This window comes from Pseudomonas sp. 30_B, from assembly GCF_017491605.1.
In the GTDB taxonomy this organism is placed as follows: domain Bacteria; phylum Pseudomonadota; class Gammaproteobacteria; order Pseudomonadales; family Pseudomonadaceae; genus Pseudomonas.
The window spans coordinates 211,759-231,538 of record NZ_JAFGYY010000002.1; the positions used below are offsets into that span (position 1 = coordinate 211,759).

22 protein-coding genes are annotated in these 19,780 nt (G+C 65.6%); 7 read left to right on the forward strand and 15 right to left on the reverse strand.

Features of this window, described 5'->3' with window-relative positions; translation table 11 throughout:
- Positions 1 to 67: 67 nt before the first annotated feature.
- Positions 68 to 1,066, reverse strand: coding sequence for a bile acid:sodium symporter family protein (locus J5M67_RS03165; protein WP_207883200.1), 999 nt, complete (start codon positions 1,064 to 1,066; stop codon positions 68 to 70).
- A 106-nt stretch (positions 1,067 to 1,172) separates the two neighbouring features.
- Positions 1,173 to 1,508 (reverse strand): hypothetical protein, encoded by a 336-nt coding sequence (locus tag J5M67_RS03170; protein WP_207883202.1) that lies wholly within the window; start codon positions 1,506 to 1,508, stop codon positions 1,173 to 1,175.
- A gap of 133 nt (positions 1,509 to 1,641) precedes the next feature.
- Here J5M67_RS03170 and J5M67_RS03175 point away from each other — a divergent pair, with 133 nt between their 5' ends.
- The gene (locus J5M67_RS03175) at positions 1,642 to 2,115 is read left to right on the forward strand and encodes an Lrp/AsnC family transcriptional regulator (RefSeq protein ID WP_207883204.1); all 474 of its coding nucleotides are present in this window, start codon (positions 1,642 to 1,644) and stop codon (positions 2,113 to 2,115) included.
- 30 nt (positions 2,116 to 2,145) lie between these two features.
- Here J5M67_RS03175 and J5M67_RS03180 read toward each other — a convergent pair whose 3' ends face one another.
- Positions 2,146 to 2,652 (reverse strand): DUF1993 family protein, encoded by a 507-nt coding sequence (locus J5M67_RS03180; RefSeq protein WP_207883206.1) that lies wholly within the window; start codon positions 2,650 to 2,652, stop codon positions 2,146 to 2,148.
- 91 nt (positions 2,653 to 2,743) lie between these two features.
- Positions 2,744 to 3,457 (reverse strand): endonuclease, encoded by a 714-nt coding sequence (locus J5M67_RS03185; protein ID WP_207883208.1) that lies wholly within the window; start codon positions 3,455 to 3,457, stop codon positions 2,744 to 2,746.
- 297 nt (positions 3,458 to 3,754) lie between these two features.
- Here J5M67_RS03185 and J5M67_RS03190 point away from each other — a divergent pair, with 297 nt between their 5' ends.
- Positions 3,755 to 4,111, forward strand: coding sequence for a hypothetical protein (locus J5M67_RS03190; RefSeq protein ID WP_207883210.1), 357 nt, complete (start codon positions 3,755 to 3,757; stop codon positions 4,109 to 4,111).
- Between the two features lie 4 nt (positions 4,112 to 4,115).
- Here the strand turns inward: J5M67_RS03190 and J5M67_RS03195 are convergent, their stop codons facing one another.
- Both J5M67_RS03195 and J5M67_RS03200 read right to left on the reverse strand, forming a co-directional pair.
- Positions 4,116 to 4,301, reverse strand: coding sequence for a hypothetical protein (locus J5M67_RS03195; RefSeq protein WP_207883212.1), 186 nt, complete (start codon positions 4,299 to 4,301; stop codon positions 4,116 to 4,118).
- Between the two features lie 94 nt (positions 4,302 to 4,395).
- Positions 4,396 to 4,701 (reverse strand): transcriptional regulator, encoded by a 306-nt coding sequence (locus tag J5M67_RS03200; RefSeq protein ID WP_207883214.1) that lies wholly within the window; start codon positions 4,699 to 4,701, stop codon positions 4,396 to 4,398.
- Positions 4,702 to 4,919: 218 nt separating this feature from the next.
- Between J5M67_RS03200 and J5M67_RS03205 the strand changes: the two genes are divergently transcribed.
- Entirely contained in the window at positions 4,920 to 5,309 is a 390-nt protein-coding gene (locus J5M67_RS03205) for a hypothetical protein (protein WP_207883216.1), read from the forward strand.
- Between the two features lie 187 nt (positions 5,310 to 5,496).
- Here J5M67_RS03205 and J5M67_RS03210 read toward each other — a convergent pair whose 3' ends face one another.
- The 4 genes from J5M67_RS03210 to J5M67_RS03225 form a co-directional block, all read right to left on the reverse strand.
- Positions 5,497 to 6,063, reverse strand: coding sequence for a flavin reductase family protein (locus J5M67_RS03210; protein WP_207883218.1), 567 nt, complete (start codon positions 6,061 to 6,063; stop codon positions 5,497 to 5,499).
- 21 nt (positions 6,064 to 6,084) lie between these two features.
- A complete protein-coding gene (locus J5M67_RS03215; RefSeq protein WP_207883220.1) occupies positions 6,085 to 7,005 on the reverse strand; it encodes a bestrophin family protein in 921 nt (306 codons plus the stop codon).
- A 156-nt stretch (positions 7,006 to 7,161) separates the two neighbouring features.
- Positions 7,162 to 8,037: a 3-hydroxyisobutyrate dehydrogenase gene (gene mmsB, locus J5M67_RS03220; RefSeq protein WP_207883222.1), complete on the reverse strand. Its 876-nt coding sequence runs from the start codon at positions 8,035 to 8,037 to the stop codon at positions 7,162 to 7,164.
- Positions 8,038 to 8,131: 94 nt separating this feature from the next.
- The gene (locus J5M67_RS03225; protein ID WP_207883224.1) at positions 8,132 to 9,640 is read right to left on the reverse strand and encodes a CoA-acylating methylmalonate-semialdehyde dehydrogenase; all 1,509 of its coding nucleotides are present in this window, start codon (positions 9,638 to 9,640) and stop codon (positions 8,132 to 8,134) included.
- Between the two features lie 130 nt (positions 9,641 to 9,770).
- Between J5M67_RS03225 and J5M67_RS03230 the strand changes: the two genes are divergently transcribed.
- On the forward strand, positions 9,771 to 10,667 hold the full coding sequence (locus J5M67_RS03230; protein ID WP_207883226.1) for a LysR family transcriptional regulator: 897 nt from the start codon (positions 9,771 to 9,773) through the stop codon (positions 10,665 to 10,667).
- Positions 10,668 to 10,826: 159 nt separating this feature from the next.
- On the opposite strand, the gene J5M67_RS03235 is transcribed toward J5M67_RS03230, so the two are convergent.
- Complete coding sequence (locus J5M67_RS03235) at positions 10,827 to 11,528, reverse strand: YebC/PmpR family DNA-binding transcriptional regulator (RefSeq protein ID WP_207883228.1); 702 nt, start codon at positions 11,526 to 11,528, stop codon at positions 10,827 to 10,829.
- Positions 11,529 to 11,791: 263 nt separating this feature from the next.
- Positions 11,792 to 13,192 (reverse strand): PLP-dependent aminotransferase family protein, encoded by a 1,401-nt coding sequence (locus tag J5M67_RS03240; protein WP_207883230.1) that lies wholly within the window; start codon positions 13,190 to 13,192, stop codon positions 11,792 to 11,794.
- A 164-nt stretch (positions 13,193 to 13,356) separates the two neighbouring features.
- Between J5M67_RS03240 and J5M67_RS03245 the strand changes: the two genes are divergently transcribed.
- Entirely contained in the window at positions 13,357 to 14,130 is a 774-nt protein-coding gene (locus J5M67_RS03245) for a class II aldolase/adducin family protein (protein WP_207883232.1), read from the forward strand.
- Positions 14,131 to 14,212: 82 nt separating this feature from the next.
- Positions 14,213 to 15,241, forward strand: a complete 1,029-nt coding sequence (locus J5M67_RS03250) for an ABC transporter substrate-binding protein (protein WP_207883234.1) — start codon at positions 14,213 to 14,215, stop codon at positions 15,239 to 15,241.
- Positions 15,242 to 15,921: 680 nt separating this feature from the next.
- On the opposite strand, the gene J5M67_RS03255 is transcribed toward J5M67_RS03250, so the two are convergent.
- Complete coding sequence (locus tag J5M67_RS03255; RefSeq protein WP_207883431.1) at positions 15,922 to 16,548, reverse strand: bifunctional 2-polyprenyl-6-hydroxyphenol methylase/3-demethylubiquinol 3-O-methyltransferase UbiG; 627 nt, start codon at positions 16,546 to 16,548, stop codon at positions 15,922 to 15,924.
- Between the two features lie 119 nt (positions 16,549 to 16,667).
- On the opposite strand from J5M67_RS03255, the gene J5M67_RS03260 reads away from it, so the two are divergent.
- Positions 16,668 to 17,378, forward strand: a complete 711-nt coding sequence (locus tag J5M67_RS03260; RefSeq protein WP_207883236.1) for a 2OG-Fe(II) oxygenase — start codon at positions 16,668 to 16,670, stop codon at positions 17,376 to 17,378.
- A 50-nt stretch (positions 17,379 to 17,428) separates the two neighbouring features.
- Here J5M67_RS03260 and J5M67_RS03265 read toward each other — a convergent pair whose 3' ends face one another.
- Both J5M67_RS03265 and J5M67_RS03270 read right to left on the reverse strand, forming a co-directional pair.
- Entirely contained in the window at positions 17,429 to 18,889 is a 1,461-nt protein-coding gene (locus J5M67_RS03265; protein WP_207883238.1) for a mechanosensitive ion channel domain-containing protein, read from the reverse strand.
- Between the two features lie 61 nt (positions 18,890 to 18,950).
- On the reverse strand, positions 18,951 to 19,595 hold the full coding sequence (locus J5M67_RS03270) for a histidine phosphatase family protein (RefSeq protein WP_207883240.1): 645 nt from the start codon (positions 19,593 to 19,595) through the stop codon (positions 18,951 to 18,953).
- Between the last annotated feature and the right edge of the window lie 185 nt (positions 19,596 to 19,780).

The following is a 19,780-nucleotide window of genomic DNA, read 5'->3' on the forward strand; positions in this document are numbered from 1 at the left end:
GATCATCTCGGCGGAAACGAAAAAGCCGGTGCATTGCACCGGCTTTTTTGTGGATCCGGGCATGCCCTCAGTTGGCGCGCTCCAGCGGGGTATGGGCGGTGTCCTGGCGTTGGGAGTAGCGCTGGGCGAGTACCGCGCAGACCATCAACTGGATCTGGTGGAACAGCATCAGCGGCAGCAGGATCACGCCGACACTGCTGCTGGCAAACAGCACCGAGGCCATGGGCACGCCGGTCGCCAGGCTCTTCTTCGAGCCGCAGAAGACGATGGTGATGCGGTCTTCCAGGGGGAAGCCGAGGTAGCGGCCGAGCAGGTTGGTGGCGAGCAGCGCCAGGGCCAGCAACACGCAGCACGCGACCACCAGGCCGGCCAGTGCGGGCAGTGGAACCTGGTGCCACAGGCCCTCGATCACCGCGGCGCTGAAAGCGGTATAGACCACCAGCAGGATCGAACCCTGGTCGACATAGCGCAGCACCGGCTTGTGGCGCTCGACCCAGGCGCCGATCCAGGGGCGCAGCAACTGGCCGGCCATGAAGGGCACCAGCAGTTGCAGGGTGATCTTGCCAATGGCGTCGAGGGTCGACATGCCAGTATCGCCCTGGGTGCCGAGCAGCAGTTGCACCAGCAGCGGGGTGACGAACACGCCGAGCAGGCTGGACGCGGAGGCGCTGCAGATCGCCGCAGGGATGTTGCCGCGAGCCAGCGAGGTGAAGGCGATCGCCGACTGCACGGTGGCGGGCAGGGCGCACAGGTAGAGCATGCCCAGGTACAGGTCCGGAGTGACCAGTGGCGACAGCACCGGCTTGAGCGCCATGCCCAGGATCGGGAAGAGAATGAAGGTACAGGCGAATATCAGCAGGTGCAGGCGCCAGTGGGTGGCTCCGGCGATGATCGCCTGTCGCGACAGCTTGGCGCCGTGGAGGAAGAACAGCAGCGCGATGCCCAGGTTGGTGATCCAGCCGAAGACCACCGCCGCCGTGCCTTCGCAGGGCAGCAGGCTGGCGACCGTCACGGTGGCGATCAGCGCCAGGGTGAAGTTGTCGGGGAGCAGGCGTGGGCGAGCCATGGGCATCTCTCGTGTTGTTGTGTGGGCGACCGCATCCGGCGGAAGCGAGTGGGTAGATTGCACTCTAGTCACGACGAGATTTGCCGGCTAACGCCAGAGAGCCAGATTATGTCGCTGAACGGACAGCTCGCAGCTCATCGACATGGAGGTCCACCGAACAAACGCTGACCATCCCGCGCATGCGCTGGGCGATCACTTCTGCCCGATACCGGGGCAGCGTGTTCACCCGCAGGGAGATATCCATCCAGTCTTCCCGCCGTGACGCCTCGACCTCCGCTGGCACGTGGCCTTGCAGGGCGAACTGATTCAGCAGCCGGCAGAGGATGTCGGCGTCGATCTCGGCGCGGATCAGGTAGCGAACGTCCGCTGCGGCTTCGGTTGGAACCGCACGGTCCTGTTGTTCCGGGGAGAAGTCGGGAAGGGTGAGCGCGAGAAGGGTCATGGCAGCCGGCCGGTCAGATGGGGAGTGAGGAAGATTGTGCGGCTTGCCGGGGGGATTTATTTGCCTGTTTTCTGCCTTGATGAAGAGTTTTGTGCATTAATTATTCCCTGAGTAGTTGATCGGAGAATTATCAATGCCGGTATCCCTGGATGCCCAAGACAAGAAGATCCTCGCCCTGTTGCAGGAGGAGGCGACGCTGTCCACCGCCGAGATCGCCGAGCGCATCGGCCTGTCGCAGTCGCCGTGCTGGCGCCGGATTCAGCGGTTGAAGGACGAGGGCGTGATCCGCAAGCAGGTGACCCTGCTGGACCGCAAGAAGATCGGCTTGAACACCCAGATATTCGCCCAGGTGAAGCTCAACGCCCACGGGCGCAACCACCTTACGGACTTCGCCCAGGCCATCGGCGAGTTCCCCGAGGTGCTCGAATGCCATGTGCTGATGGGCGCGGTGGATTTCATGCTGCGCATCGTCACCGAGGACGTGGATGCGTACGAGCGCTTCTTCTTCGAGAGGCTGTCCCAGGTGCCGGGCGTGCAGGAGATCAACTCCATCGTCGCCCTTTCCGAGATCAAGTCCACCACCAGCCTGCCGTTGCCGCGCGGCTGAAGGGCGCCGGCGTGGCCGGCGCCCGGACGATCACGCGCCGCCGAGGTAATCCATCTTGCCGACCTCCACGCCGTTGTGGCGCAGGATGTCGTAGGCGGTGGTGATGTGGAAGTAGAAGTTCGGATTGACGAAGCCGAGCAGGAAATCGGCACCGCTGAAGCTGATTTCGCGGGTGCGCAGCTTCAGCTCGATGGTGCGGTTCTCCGCGCCTTCGAATTGTTCCGGCTTCAGGGTCTTGAGGAAGTCGATGGTCCTGCTGATCCGCGCCTGCAGCTCGGCGAAGGTGGTTTCCTCGTCGGGATAGCTCGGCACTTCGACGCCGGCCAGGCGCGCGCCGGCGCCCTTGGCGGAGTCACTGGCGATCTGCACCTGGCGCGCCAGCGGGAACATGTCCGGCGCGAGGCGGGCATTGATCAGGACGGAGGGATCGATGGACTTGGCTTCGGCATGGGCGGCAGCCTTGGCGAGGATCGCCGAGAGGTTGCCGAGCATGCGGATGAAGACGGGAACAGAAGCCTGGTAGATCGAGAAGGACATGCTGCGTACTCCAGACAGGGAAAAGGGCGCTCGCCATGTGCGAGACGACTGTCGGAGTCTACTGCCGGACCTGCGGCTCTGTCGCCTGGCTTCAGCGCCTGGCAACGCGCGGCGACGGGCAGCGGCTGGTGTCGATCTCGCCGACGTACGGGTTGCCCCAGCCCATCACGCAACCGACCATCTGGTTGCGCTGGCGCTCCCAGGTTTCCACCGGGTACTGCTTGCTCCAAGCGGTGAACAGCTGGCGGTCCTGGCTGGAGAGCTTCAGGCCGTAGCGGTCGCTCATGTAGAAGTAGGTGCGGGCGATCATCCCGCGGATCTGCGGGCGGGGCATCGCCTTGCGCGCCTTGAAGTCCACCACCATCGGGCAGGCGCCGTATTGCGGCGGCTGCTGCGGCAACCAGGCGAAGCTGAAGTTGGCGCGGTCGCCATTCACTTCGCCAATGCTCGGCACCAGGTTGTGCAGGTCGGCCTCGGCCTTCTGGTACACACGGTCATTGCGCGAGCAGTTCTTGCGGCCGCCGCTCTGCCAGCACTGGCGCTGGTGGCCGATCACCCAGGCCGGGACGATGTGTTCCCACTCGATGCGCGAGGCGCGGTTGGCGTTCTTGCGCGGGGCGTAGCCGCAGCTCTTCAGGTCCACCGTGTTGCCGCTGTAGCGGCAGCCGCAATAGAACTCCACCGACTGCCGGGCATAGAGCTTGCGACCGATCTTCTTGGCTTCCTCGAAGGTGCGCGGGGCGGCGGCGGAGGCAGCGGCGGGAATGGCGAGAATCAGCAGCAGGGACAGGCAGCGTCGGAACATGAGGTATTCCTTACGAAAGTGCCTGCATCTTACTGATTGGAAAAGAATTGCCAATCGTGGCAATCGAATGGCAAGCCTGCCTTGAGCCTGTCGGGCGAGGTTTTCAGGTGGATTTTTTGGGGCAGAGCGTCATTGCGGTGGCAATCAGCGGATTTTCTTCACACTAAGGATTATGTTTTAAGTTTAACTATATGAAATTAAACAATTTATTTTTAGTTATTCTTTCCGATATCTGACCTGCACAGTGCTTGGAGGGATTGGTATCCTGAAGCCTTCCCAGCGATTCCGGAGTCACCCATGAAGAATCTCGGAAGCCTCGCGCTCATCGTCTGCTGCGCCGTGGCGACACCCGTGTTTGCGCAGCAGCGCTTCTCTGGCCATGTCGAGCCGCAGTACCAGGGGCAACCGCCGGCTCAGTCGCAATGGCAGCAATCGCCACCGGTGGTTCAGCGGATCTATGTCAGTCCGGGGGCCAGTGGCAGCGTGAGCGGTTCGTCGAACTGGCAGCGCCAGGATGGGTACGGCGGCATGCAGGTGCCAAGCGGCTACGGCGAGTCGCGTTCGAGCACGGTGATCATCGATCAATCCGGAGGGGGCGTCCGGCAGAGCATCGAATACCCGGGCGGAACGGTGTACCCGTATACGCGGCCCTGACGGCTCACTCGGTCAGGTCGCTGCGAGTCAGACGGGATTTGCGCAGCCCACCGTGGCTGTAGAACAGCCCGGTATCGCCGCGCCAATGGAACAGGGTGGCGAGGAAGGCGGAGCTGACACGGCCGACATCCCAGCTGCGCAGTTTGCGGTAGGCCCAGTGCCAGCTGTCGGCATTCGAAGAATCGCCCATGGAATCGTCCTTGATTCGGAAAGCGGAAGTACCAAGGACGTTAGTGCGCAGGACGGGGCTGCGCAAGTCTCCGCTCCCGCGCACGGTCCGGCGTTCAGCTGGCCGCCGCCTCCTCGACGTATTCCTTGAGCCAGCGCAGCACCTCCACGGCGTCCCAGCGGCTGGGATCGAACATCGCATAGGCCTGCCCCTGGTATCCGACCACGTCCAGCGGACGGTGGTAGCCGGCGCGCTGCAGCAGCGCCTCGATCTCGGCGAAGCAGGTGTTGAAATGCGTGCGGCTGAAGGGCGTCTTGCCTTCGGTGACCAGCCCCTCGAGCAGCAGCTCCTGGACGGCATCGCTCACCTCTTCGATAGCCATATGATTCACGGTGTACTTCAGCTGATGGATACTCACCATCGCTCTGCTCCTTGAGAGGGGCTGACCCTCGTTATGCGGCGCTCCGTGAAGCTGGCCCGTCGCGCCTTTCGTCATCGTTGAGTGAATGTTCTCAAAATACTGTATGCATGAACAGTATTTTGTGATTACCATTGCCTCGCTGTCTGACCGAATCCATGGAAGCCCGCCGGGCGCCCACAGGCGCACGGGGTCCGTCGACGAATGAAGAGGGTGTAGCGATGCTGCGAAAACTGATGGCGTGCGGGATGCTGGCGATACTGATGGTGCTGGTGGGCTGCGCGGAGCCGCCGATGGATGTGCCCAGGGCCAATGGCGCCTATCTGATCATCGAAGGGCGCGAGGCCTGGGCGGTGTTGATCGCCGACGGCAAGCGCATTGAGGAGCGCGGTACGGTGCACGATGCAATCCGCCTGCCGAAGGCGCGCTCCAGCATCGCCGCCAGCTATGTGATCGACACGCCAAACTGTGGCCGGCTGCAGTGGCTCACCGAGACGGAAGGCGATTCCGTGGTGCGCCTGACCCCCGGTGACGATGAGCAGGACCTGTCCGCCTGCCGGATCAGCGGCGGTCTCAGTCGGGTCTGGACGGCGCTGGATTATTCGAGCTGACAGCACCCGGTCGGGCGACGAAAATTGTTGCAATTGGTACGGAAGTCTTCACGATTTTTTCACGAGCGCGGGCGGAGTATGAATTCCAGCTAAAGGATTAGCTCCCCAATGAAAAAGCCCGCATACGAGCGGGCTTTTTTATGCCTGCGATTCGGCCGAACGCGCCGTCAGCGCGGGCCGCGAGCGGTCAATTGCGCGCGACCTGGAAGGCTTCGCCAGTGGCGAAGAAGGCTCCGCCGGCCTGGTAGTGGATGGTGCGCAAGTCATCATTCGGGAAGTGCCAGCGGCCGTTGGAGAACGCGCGCTCGTCCGCGTAGGCGGCGACCACTTCGGCGATGAACAGGTCGTACTTGTCCTGGTTGTTTGGCTCGCTGATCACCTTGCATTCCAGATAGGCCACGCAGCCCTCGACGATCGGTGCTTCGATGTGGCGCGCCCGCGAGGTGCGGATATCCAGTTGCTCGAACTTGTTCATCTCGCCGCCATTGCTGGAGCCGACCGCCAGGGTCAGCTCCGCCTGCAGGCGCGAGGGCAGCTGGATGACGAAGGCCCCGGCGCCTTCCACCAGATGACGTGACCAGGTGTTGCGGTCGAGTACCAGCAGCAGCTTGGGCGGGTCGAAGTCCAGCGGCATGACCCAGGCGGCGGCCATCACGTTGGCGACGCCATTGTGTTCGCTGGTGACGATAGTACTCGGGCCGTGGTTGAGCAGCAGGTAGGCCTTGTTCAGCGGTACGTCTTTCAGGTGACTCATCGAGTGTTCCTCGGGGCCGGATCAGAGCAGCAGACCATTCACCGGTTGCAGCGGTTCGGGCAGGGGCGACTCGCCGAGAATTTCCAGCACGGCGATTTCCAGGTTGCGGCTCATGGCGTCCAGCGGCAGGTCGTTGGGTTGGGTGTCGAACGGGTCGGCGATCTGGTCACCCAGGGCGTCCAGGCCAAAGAAGGTGTAGGCCAGCACGCACACCGCCAGCGGGGTGAACCAGCCGATGCTGTCGACCAGGCAGAACGGCAGCAGGAAGCAATAGACGTGCACGATGCGGTGCAGCATCAGGATGTAGGGGTAGGGAATCGGCGTGTTGCGAATCCGCTCGCAGCCGCCCAGCACGTAGGAGAGCCGGGTCATCTGCTGGTCGATGGCGGCCAGGGTGATGTCGCCGGCGCCGGCCTCGCGGGCACGCCTGGCGAAGCGCTCGCCGAGGCTGGCCAGCAGCGCGTTGGTCGGAGTGGCGCTGGCGTTCAGTGCAGCGGCCTCATCGGCGCCGAGCAGGCGGCGCACGTCCTCGCTCTGCGGGGTGCCGCGCAGGTGGTCGCGCAGCACGTAGGCGAAGGCGATCAGTGGGTTGCACAGGCCACGGCGGACTTCCGCATCCAGATCGGGCAGCAGCGAGCGGGTCTGGCGGGCCAGGTTTCGCGTGACGATCAGCAGCTCGCCCCACAGGGTGCGCGCCTCCCAGAAGCGCTGGTAGGCCACGTTGTTTCGGAAGCCGAGGAAGATGGCGAGCGTCAGGCCCCAGAGGGTGAAGGGCGTGGAGGTGATGACCACCTTGTAGTGGTAGAGCGTGCCGTGGGTGGCGACCACCAGCGAACTGAGCAGCACCGTGTAGAGCACCTTGCGCCAGATGGCCGGGATGATCGAGCCCTTGAGCGAGAACAGCAGGACCCAGAGCGTCGGGGTTTGTGGGCGGAGGATCATGCGGCGGCATCCGGAGGCGGCGGAGCGGGCATGATAGCTGAGATGGGTGGGGTGGCGGTGGGCGCGGTGGTCAACCGTAGGAGCGGACTCCGTCCGCGATAGGTCCGCATCGCGCCGGAGCCCATCGCGGACGGAGTCCGCTCCTACGTAGGGCTGTCAGCCCTGCTGGTACAGCTTCACGATCGCCGAGAAGTCCAGCTGGCCGTTGCCCTGGTTGCTGAAGGTCTGGAACAGCTGCTGGGCCAGCGCGCCGAGCAGCACCGGCTGGCGCACCTGGCGGGCGGCCTCGCTGGCCAGGCCCAGGTCCTTGAGCATCAGGTCGGTACCGAAGCCGCCGCTGTAGCCGCGCGCCGCCGGGGTGCCGGTGAGCGGGTTGTTCACTTCCGAGCTCCAGCAGCGGCCGCTGGAGGTGTTGATGATGCCGGCCAGGACGTCGGCATCCATGCCCAGCTTCACGCCCAGGGACATGGCTTCCGCCACGCCGATCATGGAAATGCCCAGCAGCAGGTTGTTCGCTACCTTGGCCACCTGGCCGTTGCCGGTGCCGCCGCAGTGCACGATGTTCTTGCCCATGGCCGCCAGCACCGGGCGGGCGCGCTCGAAGTCGGCCTGCTCGCCGCCGACCATGAAGGTCAGGGTGCCGGCCGCTGCACCGGCGGTCCCGCCGGAGACCGGTGCGTCGAGCATCGGGTTGCCGTGAGCGAGCGCTGCGGCGGAGACCTCGCGGGCATTCAGCGGGTCGATGGTGGACGAGTCGATCAGCAGCACGCCGGGCTGCACGTTGGCCAGGATGCCGTTGTCGCCGAGGAAGACCTGCTTTACGTGGGCGGCGGCCGGCAGCATGGTGATGATCACCTCGACGTCGTCGCGGGCCACGTCAGCCGGCGAGGCGAGGGCGCGGGCGCCGAGGGCGACGGCCGCTTCCACGGCCTTGGCGGAGAGATCGAAGACGCTCAGGTCGAAGCCGGCCTTGAGCAGGTTGGCGGCCATGGGGCCGCCCATGTTGCCGAGTCCGATGAAACCGATGCGCATGGGGTTGTCCTCTTGTTCTGATGGTCGGACAGGAAACAGGCCCCGGCCCGCCAGCATCCTGGCTGGCGTCCGGGGCGGTTGGGGCGGGAAGGGCTTACTTGAGGTGGATGGTGGTGTTCACCGCGCCGCCGACTTCGTTCTCGTCGAACCAGCGTTCGGTGACGGTCTTGGTCTGGGTGTAGAACTGCACCACCTGCTTGCCGTACGGGCCGAGGTCGCCCAGCTTGGAACCGCGCGAGCCGGTGAAGGAGAACATCGGCACCGGCACCGGGATCGGCACGTTGATGCCGACCTGGCCGACGTCGATCTCTTCCTTGAAGTGCCGCGCGGCGGCGCCCGAACGGGTGAACAGCGCCGTGCCGTTGCCGTTGGGGTTGGCGTTGATCAGCTCGATGGCCTCGTCGAAGGTCTTGGCCGACACCACGCAGAGCACCGGACCGAAGATTTCCTCGCGGTAGATGGTCATCTGCGGGGTGACGCCGGAGAACAGGGTCGGGCCGACGAAGTTGCCCTTGGCGTAGCCGGGCACCTGCGGGTTGCGACCGTCCAGCTCCAGCTTGGCGCCTTCCTGGGCGCCGCGTTCGATCAGGCCGCTGACGCGGTCCAGCGCCGCGCAGGAAACCAGCGGGCCGACGTCGGTGTTGGCCTCGGTGCCGCCGCTGACCTTGAGGCTCCTGGCCTTGGCCACCAGGTCGGGAATCCATGCGTTGGCTTCGCCCACCAGGATGACCACCGACAGCGCCATGCAGCGTTGCCCGGCGGCACCGAAGGCGGCGCCGGCGATGGCGTTGAGGGACTGCTCCTTGTTGGCGTCGGGCAGCACGATGGCATGGTTCTTCGCGCCCATCATGCACTGCACGCGCTTGCCGGCCTGGGAGGCGCGGTTGTAGACGTGGGTGCCGACACGGGTCGAGCCGACGAAGGAGACGGCCTTGATGTCCGGATGGTCGCAGATAGCGTTCACAACGTCCGGGCCGCCATGGATCACGTTGAGCACGCCCGGCGGCACGCCGGCTTCATGGGCCAGCTCGACCAGGCGCATGGTCACCATCGGGTCCTGTTCGGACGGCTTGAGGACGAAGGTGTTGCCGGTGGCGATGGCCATCGGGAACATCCACAGCGGGATCATCGCCGGGAAGTTGAACGGGGTGATGCCGGCGCAGACGCCGATGGGCTGCAGGAGGGTGAAGGTATCGACGCCGCCGGCCACGTTGTTGGCCAGCTCGCCCAGCTGCAGGTTGCCGATGCCGGCCGCGTGCTCGACCACTTCCAGGCCTCGGAACACGTCGCCCTCGGCGTCCGGCAGGGTCTTGCCCTGTTCGGCGGTGAGGATCGCCGCCAGCTCCTTCATGTTCTCGCGGATCAGCTGCTGGTACTTGAGGAAGATGCGCGCGCGGGTGCCGATAGGCGTCTTCTTCCAGGTCTTGAACGCGGCCTTGGCGCTGGCCACGGCGCGGTCGACTTCCTCGGCGGTGGCGAAGGGCACACGGGCGAGGACTTCCTGGGTGGCGGGGTTGATCACATCGCGCCATTCGGAGGTGGTGGACTCGACGGGCTTGCCGTCGAGGAAGAGTTTGACGGTAGGGACGGCAGTTGCGGTCATCGGGATTCTCCCAGCCTGAGGCTTTCTTGTTGTCTGGATCGATCCTAACAGTGCATTTTTGATGTTCTCAATGCGGTGATGTGCAAGTATGGTCTGCGTTTTTGCACAATTGCCGCAGAGTGGGGCGATCATGGATTGGGATAACCTGCGTTTCTTCCTCGAGCTCTCTCGCGCCGGCAAGCTCACCGTGGCCGCCCGCCGCCTGGGCGTGGACCACACCACGGTCGCCCGTCGCCTGCAGGCGCTGGAGAAGAGTATTGGCGCGCAACTGCTGGTGCGCGAGCCGGGCGGCTACCGCCTGACCGAGGCGGGCCACGGGCTGCTGCCCCAGGCCGAGGCGATGGAGAGCGCCTGCAAGGTGATCGAGAAACGCCTGGCCGGGACCGAGGACAATCTTTCCGGCAAGGTGCGCATCGGCGCCACCGAGGGCTACGGTTCGACCCTGCTGACTTCGCAACTGGTGGAGCTGAACCGGCGCCATCCGCACCTCGGCGTCGACCTGCTGGCGGTACCGCGTGCCTTGCAGCTGTCGCGCCACGAGGCGGATATCGTGATCACCCTGGAGCGGCCGGGGCGCGGCCCCTACCTGATCACCCGGCTGACCGACTACGTGCTGCGCCTGTATGCCTCCAAGGACTACCTGGCCGAGCGCGGGCCGATCCGCAACCGCGACGACCTGCGCGAGCACGCGCTGGTGGGCTACGTCGACGACCTGCTGTACAGCAAGGAACTGCAATACCTCGACGAAATTGGCCGGCCGCTGCACATGGCGCTGCGCTGCACCAGCATCCTCGCCCAGCAGCGCGCGGTGGCGGAGGGCGCGGGGCTGGCGATCCTGCCGGCGTTCGCGGCCGCCGAAGACCCGTCGTTGCAGCCGGTACTGGCGGGGGAGATCGAATTCGTGCGGACCTTCTGGATGCTGATGCCGACCGAGCTCAAGGACATCGCGCGGATGCGCACCACCTGGGATTTCCTGCGGGAGAAGGCGGAGGGGAGCCAGGAGGTGCTGATGGGGCGGGTGGGGTAGTGCGCGGGATTTGCGCGCGCGTGGCGCGCTGATCGCGGGCATGGCCCGCTCCTACAAGGTACGTGCGGAATTCACCTGTAGGAGCGGGCCATGCCCGCGACAGGCGGACAACGTCCGCCTCAACGAAAACGGGCGGCCTATTGGCCGCCCGTTTTCGTGTTACGCCAGACCGACGTAAAGGTTCTGCACGTCGTCGTTGCCGTCCAGCGCATCGAGGAAGGCTTCGACCTCTTCCAGTTCGGCGCCGGACAGGCTGACCGGGTTCTTCGCCTTGTAGCCCAGCTTCGCCGAGGCGACGGTGAAACCGTGCTCAGGCAGGGCGCGGCAGACGGCGTCCAGGTCGGTAGAGTCGGTGAGGAACAGGGTGTCGCCGTCTTCCTCGCCCGGTTCGAAGTCCTGGGCGCCGGCTTCGATGGCGGCCAGTTCCGGGTCGGCGTCGGCGCTGGCCGGGGTGGCCTCGACCATGCCCAGGTAATCGAAGTCCCAGGCTACCGAGCCGGACGCGCCCAGCTGGCCCTTGCGGAACAGCACGCGGATTTCCGCGACGGTGCGGTTCACGTTGTCGGTCAGGCACTCGACGATCACCGGCACGCGGTGCGGGGCGAAGCCTTCATAGACCACGCGCTCGAAGCTGGCGCCGCCGTCCAGCAGGCCGGCGCCTTTCTTGATGGCGCGCTCCAGGGTGTCGCGGGGCATCGAGGCCTTCTTGGCCTGCTCGACGACCAGGCGCAGTTTCGGGTTCATGTCCGGATCGGCGCCGTTACGCGCGGCGATCATGATTTCCTTGGACAGTTTGCCGAAGATGCGGCCCTTGGCGTTGGCTGCGGCTTCTTTATGTTTGGCTTTCCACTGGGCGCCCATAGTGATCTCTAGCTGGCGGTGACTGATGGACGGCAAGTCTAAGGGCTGGCGCGGCCGCTGGCGATATCTGGCGGACCGGCGCGTGATTTTCCGCGGGCGATTAACCCGGCTTGACATCGTCATGACGGCGGATAACGCCGGAGGCGTTATCCGCCCTGCACGGAACTGTTGTAGATGGGCGGGGCTTTTCGTAGGAGCGAGCTTGCTCGCGAACTGCCCAGGGATGGAGTCGCCGGGAAGTCCGTTCGCGAGCAAGCTCGCTCCTACAGGTTGTCGCTGCCCTGGGCCGAGAGGAAGGCGTACAGCCGCTCATCCAGCGAATGCGCGACGTTGAAGCGCATCCACGGCACGCTGCGGCCGTCGGGCATGAACAGCTGGCCGGGGAACAGCAGGATCTTCGCCTCCTTGGCCCGGCCGGCGAGCAGGGTGGCGTCGTTCACGGCGCGGTGCCGGGCCCAGAGGAACAGCCCCGCGCGCGGCTCGTGGAAGATTTCCAGGCCCGCCGCTTCCAGCCGCCGCGCCACGCTGTCGTGGGCCTCGCTCAATTGATCGCGCAGCTGCTTCACATGCTTGCGGTGGCGGCCTTGCAGGAGGATGTCCAGCGCCAGGGTCTCGGTGAGCTCCGAGCTGGTCAGGCCGCTGACCATCTTCAGCGGCACCAGCTCCTCGATCAGTTCCGGGTGGGCGGCGATGAAGCCGGTGCGCAGCGCCGGAGCGATGACCTTGGACAGGCTGCCGATGTAGATCACCCGCGCCAGCTGGTCGAGGTTAGCCAGCAGCAATTGGCCGGCGGGGTCGAGGTCGGCATAGATATCGTTCTCGACGATGAGGAAATCGTATTTCTCCGCCAGTTGCAGCAGGCGGTGCGCGGCCGCCAGCGACAAGCTGCCGCCGGTGGGGCTCTGCAACCGCGCCTGGGTGAAGTAGACCTTGGGCCGATGCTCGCGGGCCAGTTGCTCCAGGCGGCCGAGGTCCAGCCCGTCGGCGCTGCGCGGTACGCCCAGCAGCTGAGCACCCTGAAGGCGCAGGTTGAGGAACAGGTTGTGGTAGCCGGGCTCGTCCACCAGCACCGGGTCGCCGCGCTGTACCAGGTAGCGCACGGTCAGGTCCAGCGCCTGGCTGGCGCCGGCGGTCAGCAGGATCTGTTCGGGGCTGGCGGCCACGCCGGCATCACCCAGGCGGTCGGCCAGCTTGCCGCGCAGCCTGGGGTTGCCCTTGCTGTGGCCGTAGTTGCCGAACTGCGTGGGCTCTTCCCGCGCCAGGCTGCGCAGCCCGCGCAGCAGGCCCTCGCCATCCAGCCAGTGTTCCGGCAGCAGGCCGACGCCGGGGCGCAGCTCCATGCCCAGCGGCTGGAACACCTTGTGCAGCAGCAGATGGGCGTCGAAGTCGAACTCCGGCGGCGCTTCGCTGCCGGCACTGTCGTCGATGGCCGGGCCGCGCACATAGAAGCCGGCGTTGGGCACCGCATTCAGGCAGCCGCGCGCCACCAGCCGGTCATAGGCTTCGACCACGGTGAAGTGGCTGACGCCATTGGCCTGGGCGAACTTGCGGATCGAAGGCAGCTTGGCGCCGGGACGCAGGCGCTGCTCGTCGATGGCCTGGGCGATGCCTTCGACGATCTGGGTGACCAGGGGAATGTCCGAAGTGGGGTCGAGCAACAGCATCCGAAGGTCCGTTCACGTGAGGGGAAATCTGTACAGGTCCGGCGACCATAACAGCACTGCAGGCAGTCCATCGCCCCTGTGCATGGCGTACCGGCGAGCTGGCCAGCAGTATCGGTCCCGTGATGCGGCAGCGCGCCGCACCGGCCTGATAACAAGGAATCGCCATGCGTGACACAGCTTACAACATCGACCCATCGAGCATTTCCGCCGAAGAGTGGCAGGCGCGTTGCGACCTCGCCGCGTTGTACCGGCTGATCGCGCATTTCCGCTGGACCGACCACATCGACACCCACATCTCCGCGCGAGTGCCGGGCGAGCCGGGGCATTACCTGATCAACCGCTACGGCGTGCTGTTCCACGAAATGCGCGCCTCGGACCTGGTGAAGGTCGACCACGCCGGTGATGTCATCGACCCGCGCTTCGGCCCGAAAAGCGTCAACCGCGCCGGCTTCAACATCCATTCGGCCGTGCACGCCGCCCGCGAGGACGTGGCCTGCGTGATCCATACCCACACCGCCGCCGGCATCGCCGTGTCCGCCCAGGAAGACGGGCTGCTGCCGATCAGCCAGCACGCGCTGAAGTTCTACAACCGCCTGGGCTACCACGACTACGAAGGCATCGCCCTGGACCCGGACGAGCGCTCGCGCCTGGTGCGCGACCTGGGCAGCCACATGGTGATGATCCTGCGCAACCACGGCCTGCTGGCTACCGGGCGCTGCATCGCCGAAGCCTTCAACCAGATCTACTTCCTCGAACGCGCCTGCCAGGCGCAGGTCCAGGCCCTGGCCGGTGGCCGCCAGTTGCGTTACCCGCCGCACGCCGTGTGCGAGCGCGTCGCCGTGCAGGAAGAGGAAGCGCTGGTCGACGGCCTGCACCTGCTGGCTTGGGAATCGGCGCTGCGCCTGATCGAGCATGGCGAGGCTGCCTACCGCACCTGACCCCGTTATCGTGCCCCGGCCCGCAGAGGTCGGGTGCCTGCGTGCTTGAACCATCTGCCAACAACAATGCCAAGAGGTGGAAATGAAGAACCCGATTCTGGGAGCCCTGCTCATGGGCGTGGCGTCCGGTGCCATGGCCGCGGACCTGACCGTGATCTCCTTCGGCGGCGCCAGCAAGGACGTGCAGACCGAAGCCTTCTACAAACCCTTCGAGAAGAAGGAAGGGATGAAGGTGATCGCCGGCGAGTACAACGGCGAAATGGGCAAGATCAAGGCCATGGTCGACACCGGCAGCGTCAACTGGGACGTCGTGCAGGTCGAAGGGCCGGAACTGCTGCGCGGCTGCGACGAGGGCCTGTTCGAACACCTGGACCCGGCGAAGCTGGGCAAGGCCGCAGATTACGTGCCGGGCACCGTCTCCGACTGCGGCGCCGGCCTGCTGGTGTGGTCGATGGCCATGGCCTACGACGCCAAGCGCCTGCCCAACGGCCCGACCGGTTGGGCGGACTTCTGGGATACGCAGAAATTCCCCGGCAAGCGCTCGATGCGCAAGGGCGCCAAGTACACCCTGGAGATCGCCCTGCTGGCGGATGGGGTGAAGAAAGAAGACCTGTACAAGGTGCTGGCGACGAAAGAGGGTGTGGACCGGGCCTTCAAGAAGCTCGACCAGATCAAGCCATCGATCCAGTGGTGGGAATCCGGTGCGCAGCCGATGCAGTTCCTTGCCAGCGGCGACGTGGTGATGAGCACTGCCTATAACGGCCGTGTGTTCGCCGCCCAGGAAGAGGGCGCGCCGATGAAGGTGGTGTGGAATGGCAGCCTGTACGCCATCGACTCCTGGGCGATCCCAAAGGGCAGCCCGAACAAGAAGGCCGCCGAGGATTTCATCGCTTTCTCGCTCAAGCCTGAGCAGCAGAAGATCCATACGGTGAAGCTGGGCTATGGCTCGGTCAACCTGGGGACTACCGCGCTGCTCGATCCCAAGCTGGTGGAGCGGCTGAACACCGCGCCGGCGAACCTGGAGCAGGCGGTGCCGGTGAACTTCGCGTTCTGGGTGGACCATGGCGAGGACCTGGAGCAGCGCTTCAATGCCTGGGCGGCGAAGGGCTGATCCGGGTGCTGGCGTAGTTCGCTTCTGCGGGGTGTTCCCCCGTAGGAGCGGACTTTGTCCGCGATGCTTTTGGGCTTTTGGGCTTTTGGGTTGGGTGTTTCTGCGCCGCTCCGGCGTGTGCTGAGAGATTTTGTTTCGCCCCCTCGGGCGAGTCCCTTTTGGCGCCCCAAAAGGAACCAAAAGGGCTTGCCCCTGCATCCGGTTTTTCGCTTAGGCGAAAAATACCCTCGCTCCATCGAAGTTTCAGGGGCACGCGTCGACGGGCCATCCCTGGCCCGACGACGCTCTCGCGGCATCCATGCCGCTCAACCCCTGAAACTCCGATTCCACTCGGCCTCCTGAAGGGGCGCTCGGAGTGCGTGGGGATTTCTCTGGAAATCTTTAGAGCCAGAGCCAGAGCCAGAGCCAGAGCGATACGCAGGCTTTCGTAGGAGAGACGGGGGCGCCTAGCCCTTGTCCGCGAAATCCATCGCGGCAGAATTCTTTCGTACAGGTAACACCTCAGTGCTGTGCCTGTTCCGGCAGGGGCGTTCATCCTTCAATGCTGGGGGGACGGGAGGGCTTCGCGGACAAGGTCCGCTCCTACGGGAGCAATTCGTCCAGGCTCGGCTACGGAGTGGCGATGCGGTGAGGTGCATGGCTCTCGTAGGGGCTGGCCACGTCCGAGAGCAGCCTGGCGGCTAAACCCGCCGCCACACACTCGCCAGCCACGGCTGCTGCTCCCGCGGCAGGCCTGCCGGCCGGTAGTAATGCTCCAGCTCCGCAAAACCGGCGTCTGCCAGCAACTGCTTCCAGTTCTCCCAATCGTGATAGGAGCCGTAGCGCGGCCCGTTCCAGCCCTCGTCGTTCTGGCCGCGTGGGTTGGAGGCGAACAGCACGCCGCCGGGTTTCAACGCTGAATGCAATTGCCCGAGTACGCGTGGCAGTTCCTGGCGCGGTACATGGAACAGGCTCGCGTTGGCATAGATGCCGTCGAAACGTTCGGCAGGCAGGTCGAGGGCGAGGAAGTCCTGCTGCCACACCTCGCAACCGCTGGCCTCGCGGGCCATGGCGACGAAATTCGGACAGCCGTCCAGCCCGACCGGCATGTGGCCCATGGAGCGGAACACGCACAGGTCGCGGCCGGGGCCGCAGCCGAAGTCGAGCAGGGCGAACGGTGGCTCGGCCTGGATATGACGCAGCAGGGCAGCGATGTTCTGGCTGACATCGTGCTCCCAGGTGCCTTCGCGGAAGGCGTCGGCGGTGGCCTGGTAGTGCTCCAGGGTCAGCCGGGAAATAGCGCGCAGGGTCTGGTCGTCGAGGCTCATGGCGGGCATTGGATGATTCGTCGGAGCTGCCATCTTAACGCGACTTTGAAAGTCAGCCGCGGCAAACAACGGTCGACGCGCAGACCTAGACTGGCGGCATGACCGACCGGAGTCCGCCCATGAACGCCCTTGCACGACAGATCGCCGAACTGGACTGGCCGACCCTGGCCGCGCAACTCGACGCCAGCGGCCAAGCGCTGATCCCCGGCCTGCTCAGCCGATCCCAGTGCGAGACGCTACGTGCACTCTACGAAGAGGATTCTCCGTTCCGCAGCCGCGTGGTAATGGCCCGGTACAACTTCGGCCAGGGCGAGTACCGATACTTCGCCTATCCCTTGCCGGCACTGGTGCAGGCGCTGCGCGAGGGCTTCTATCCGCCGCTGCGGCGCATCGCCAATACCTGGCACCAGCGCATGGACACCGGGATCAGCTACCCGCAAACCCACGCCGGGTTCCTCGCCCAATGCCACGGGGCCGGCCAACTGCGCCCAACCCCCTTGCTGCTGCGCTACGGCGTCGGCGACTACAACTGCCTGCACCAGGACCTCTACGGCGAACTGGCCTTCCCGCTGCAAGTGGCGATCCTGCTGTCGCGGCCCGGTGAGGAATTCGAGGGCGGTGAGTTCGTCCTCACCGAGCAGCGGCCGCGCATGCAGTCGCGGGTGGAAGTGGTGTCGCTCAGGCAGGGCGATGCCGTGGTGTTCGCCGTGGCCCAGCGACCGGTGCGGGGCGTGCGCGGTTATCACCGGGTGAACCTGCGCCACGGCGTCAGCCGCCTGCACGGCGGGGAACGCTACACCCTCGGGGTGATCTTCCACGACGCGCTCTGAGCGCTACCTTCGGCGCATCCCGATGCCGATCACCTTCGCCGGGGCGCGGCTCAGGTCTTGTAGCGGCCCCCGGCATACTGCTTCAGCCAGGCCATCAGGCCGCGCTGCGGCGCCGCCACCGGCTGCTCCACCAGCAGTGCGGCGCTGGCCTTCTGGCGGAAGTCGAGCAGCCGGGTCATGGCTTCGGCGATCTCCTGCCGTGCCTCCAGGCAGGGTCCCAGCACGGCCTTGTCGATGCGATAGACCGCGCCATCGCTGAGGGCGGTGAACTGCGCCTGCCAGGCGGAGCCGGTGAGCACGCCGGCTTCGCCGATCACCTCGCCCGGCCCCATGCGCCCGGCTTCGAGGGTTTGCCCGCCGTGGGGCAGGGTCACGCTGACCACCCCGGTGTCGATGATCAGCAACTGGTCGCTGACATCGCCGGCCGCCAGCAGCACCTCGCCGGACTTGAAGGTCCGCCGCTGCATGGTCGCCGCCAGCTCGTCGCGCTCCGCGTCGGCCAGGGCGTCGAACAGCCCCGAGCGCACCAGCAGCGCACGGGCGCGGTTGGCGTGCTCGCGGGCGGGGAGATCGACCTCGCTGAGCAGCTCGATGCCGGCGGCCTGCAGGTGGCGGAAGGCCAGGTCGAAGAGCTGGTTGCGCGCTTCGCGCTTCTCGCCCATGGCGGCGACGAAACCGTTGAGTTCGTATTCCACGCCTTCGGGCGAGGACTTGCGCACGCTCACCGTCGGCGCCGGGTTGGCCAGCAGCATGCGGCAGCCGCCCAGCGCGCGTTCCAGCGCATCGATGGCCTTGCGCGGGCGCACCCGCGGGCTGAGGGTGAGGCTCAGGCTCAAGCCGTAGAGGTTGGCCGGCCGGCTGAGGTTGAGCACCTTGGCCTTGGCCGCCAGGGAGTTGGGCACCACTGCCAGGGTGCCCTGGGCGGTCTGCAGGTAGGTGGAGCGCCAGTCGATCTCGGTGACCTTGCCTTCGATGCCGTCGATGGATATCCAGTCGTCCAGCTGGTACGGCTTGGTGGTGTTGAGCACGATGCCGGAGAACACATCGCTCAGCGTGCTTTGCAGCGCCAGGCCGAGGACGATCGCGACCACCCCGGAAGTGGCCAGCAGGCCCTTCACCGGCAGCTCCAGCACATAGCCGGCGGCGGCGATGCTGGCGATGAGGAAGATCAGCGCGCCAACCACATCCTGCAGCAGCCGCCCGGCGTGGCCGACGCGTTGCACCAGGAGAAAGCCGAGCACGACCGTCAGGCAGCGCGCGGCGAACAGCCACCAGATAATCTGCATGCCGGTGGCGACCATGTGGCTGGGCAGGTCGTCAGCCCAGGGCGCGGCGCCCAGCGGGTTCATTCCGGCGTTGAACAGCAGCAGGCTGAACAGCAGGAAGCACAGCACGCGGGCGGCCAGGCGCCAGTGCGGATGCGCCATGCCGAGCAGGCGCCAGAGCAGCAGGTCGATCAGGAGCAGCGCCGGGGCGGCGAACAGCGGGTGTTGATTGAGCAGGGCGGGCATCGCGCCTCTCCGTGGGACGATGCGCAAAAGATGGCACAGAAAAAGGCTTCTGGCAGCCGCCTCAACCGGCGTTCGGTTGACGTGCGAGCTCCGCCCAGTCGGGGACTTCGATTTCACCGGCGACCCACGGCGAGCGGCCGCCGGTGTCGAACAGCACCAGGGTCTCGCCGTATTCCGGCGTTTCGCCTTCGGGCTTGTTCAGGTTATCCATCAGGCGGTCGAAGCACTCGCTGTGGGTCACCAGCACCAGGTTGCGCCGGGCGGTCTTGTGCTGGCGGATCCGGCCCAGCAGGTCATCGTTCTTGCAGGTGAAGAGCCAGTCCTGGCGGGCGACGCTGTGCTCGAACATCAGGTCCGCCGTCTGCGCGGTGCGGGTCAGCGGGCTGCTGTAGATGTCAGTGGTCGCCAGGCCATAGTGGGCGATGGCCCGGCCCAACCCCTTGGCCAGTTCGGCGGCGCGCGCGGTGATGCCGTCGGCCGCGCCCAGGCAGGGGGCGCTGGAGCGGTCGCAGCGTTCCATGTGGCGGACCAGCAGGATCACCCCGCCCTGTGTCCAGCGTTGCTGGAAGGCGTTGCGGTCGGGGTTGTCCAGTGATCCTGGCAGGATCGAACGCCAGGCGCACAGCGCCAGGGTGATGCCGGTCAGCAGGAGGAGAGCCAGGTAGGGATTTCTGGCGATGGATCGTACGGCGTGTGTGGGGTTCACAGCGATCCCGGGTCAGAGTGCGAAAGGGCACATGTTGACCGGCGGGAATGACAAACGTGCTACGGAATTGGTGAATCGATGGTTTTCTAGGTTCTGTACGAAAGTCGTCGAGCGAAGGTGAGGCGAGGCAAAAATCGGTGAGGACGCGGAGTTAACTGCAGTTAATGAGCAGTCGGAATCGATTT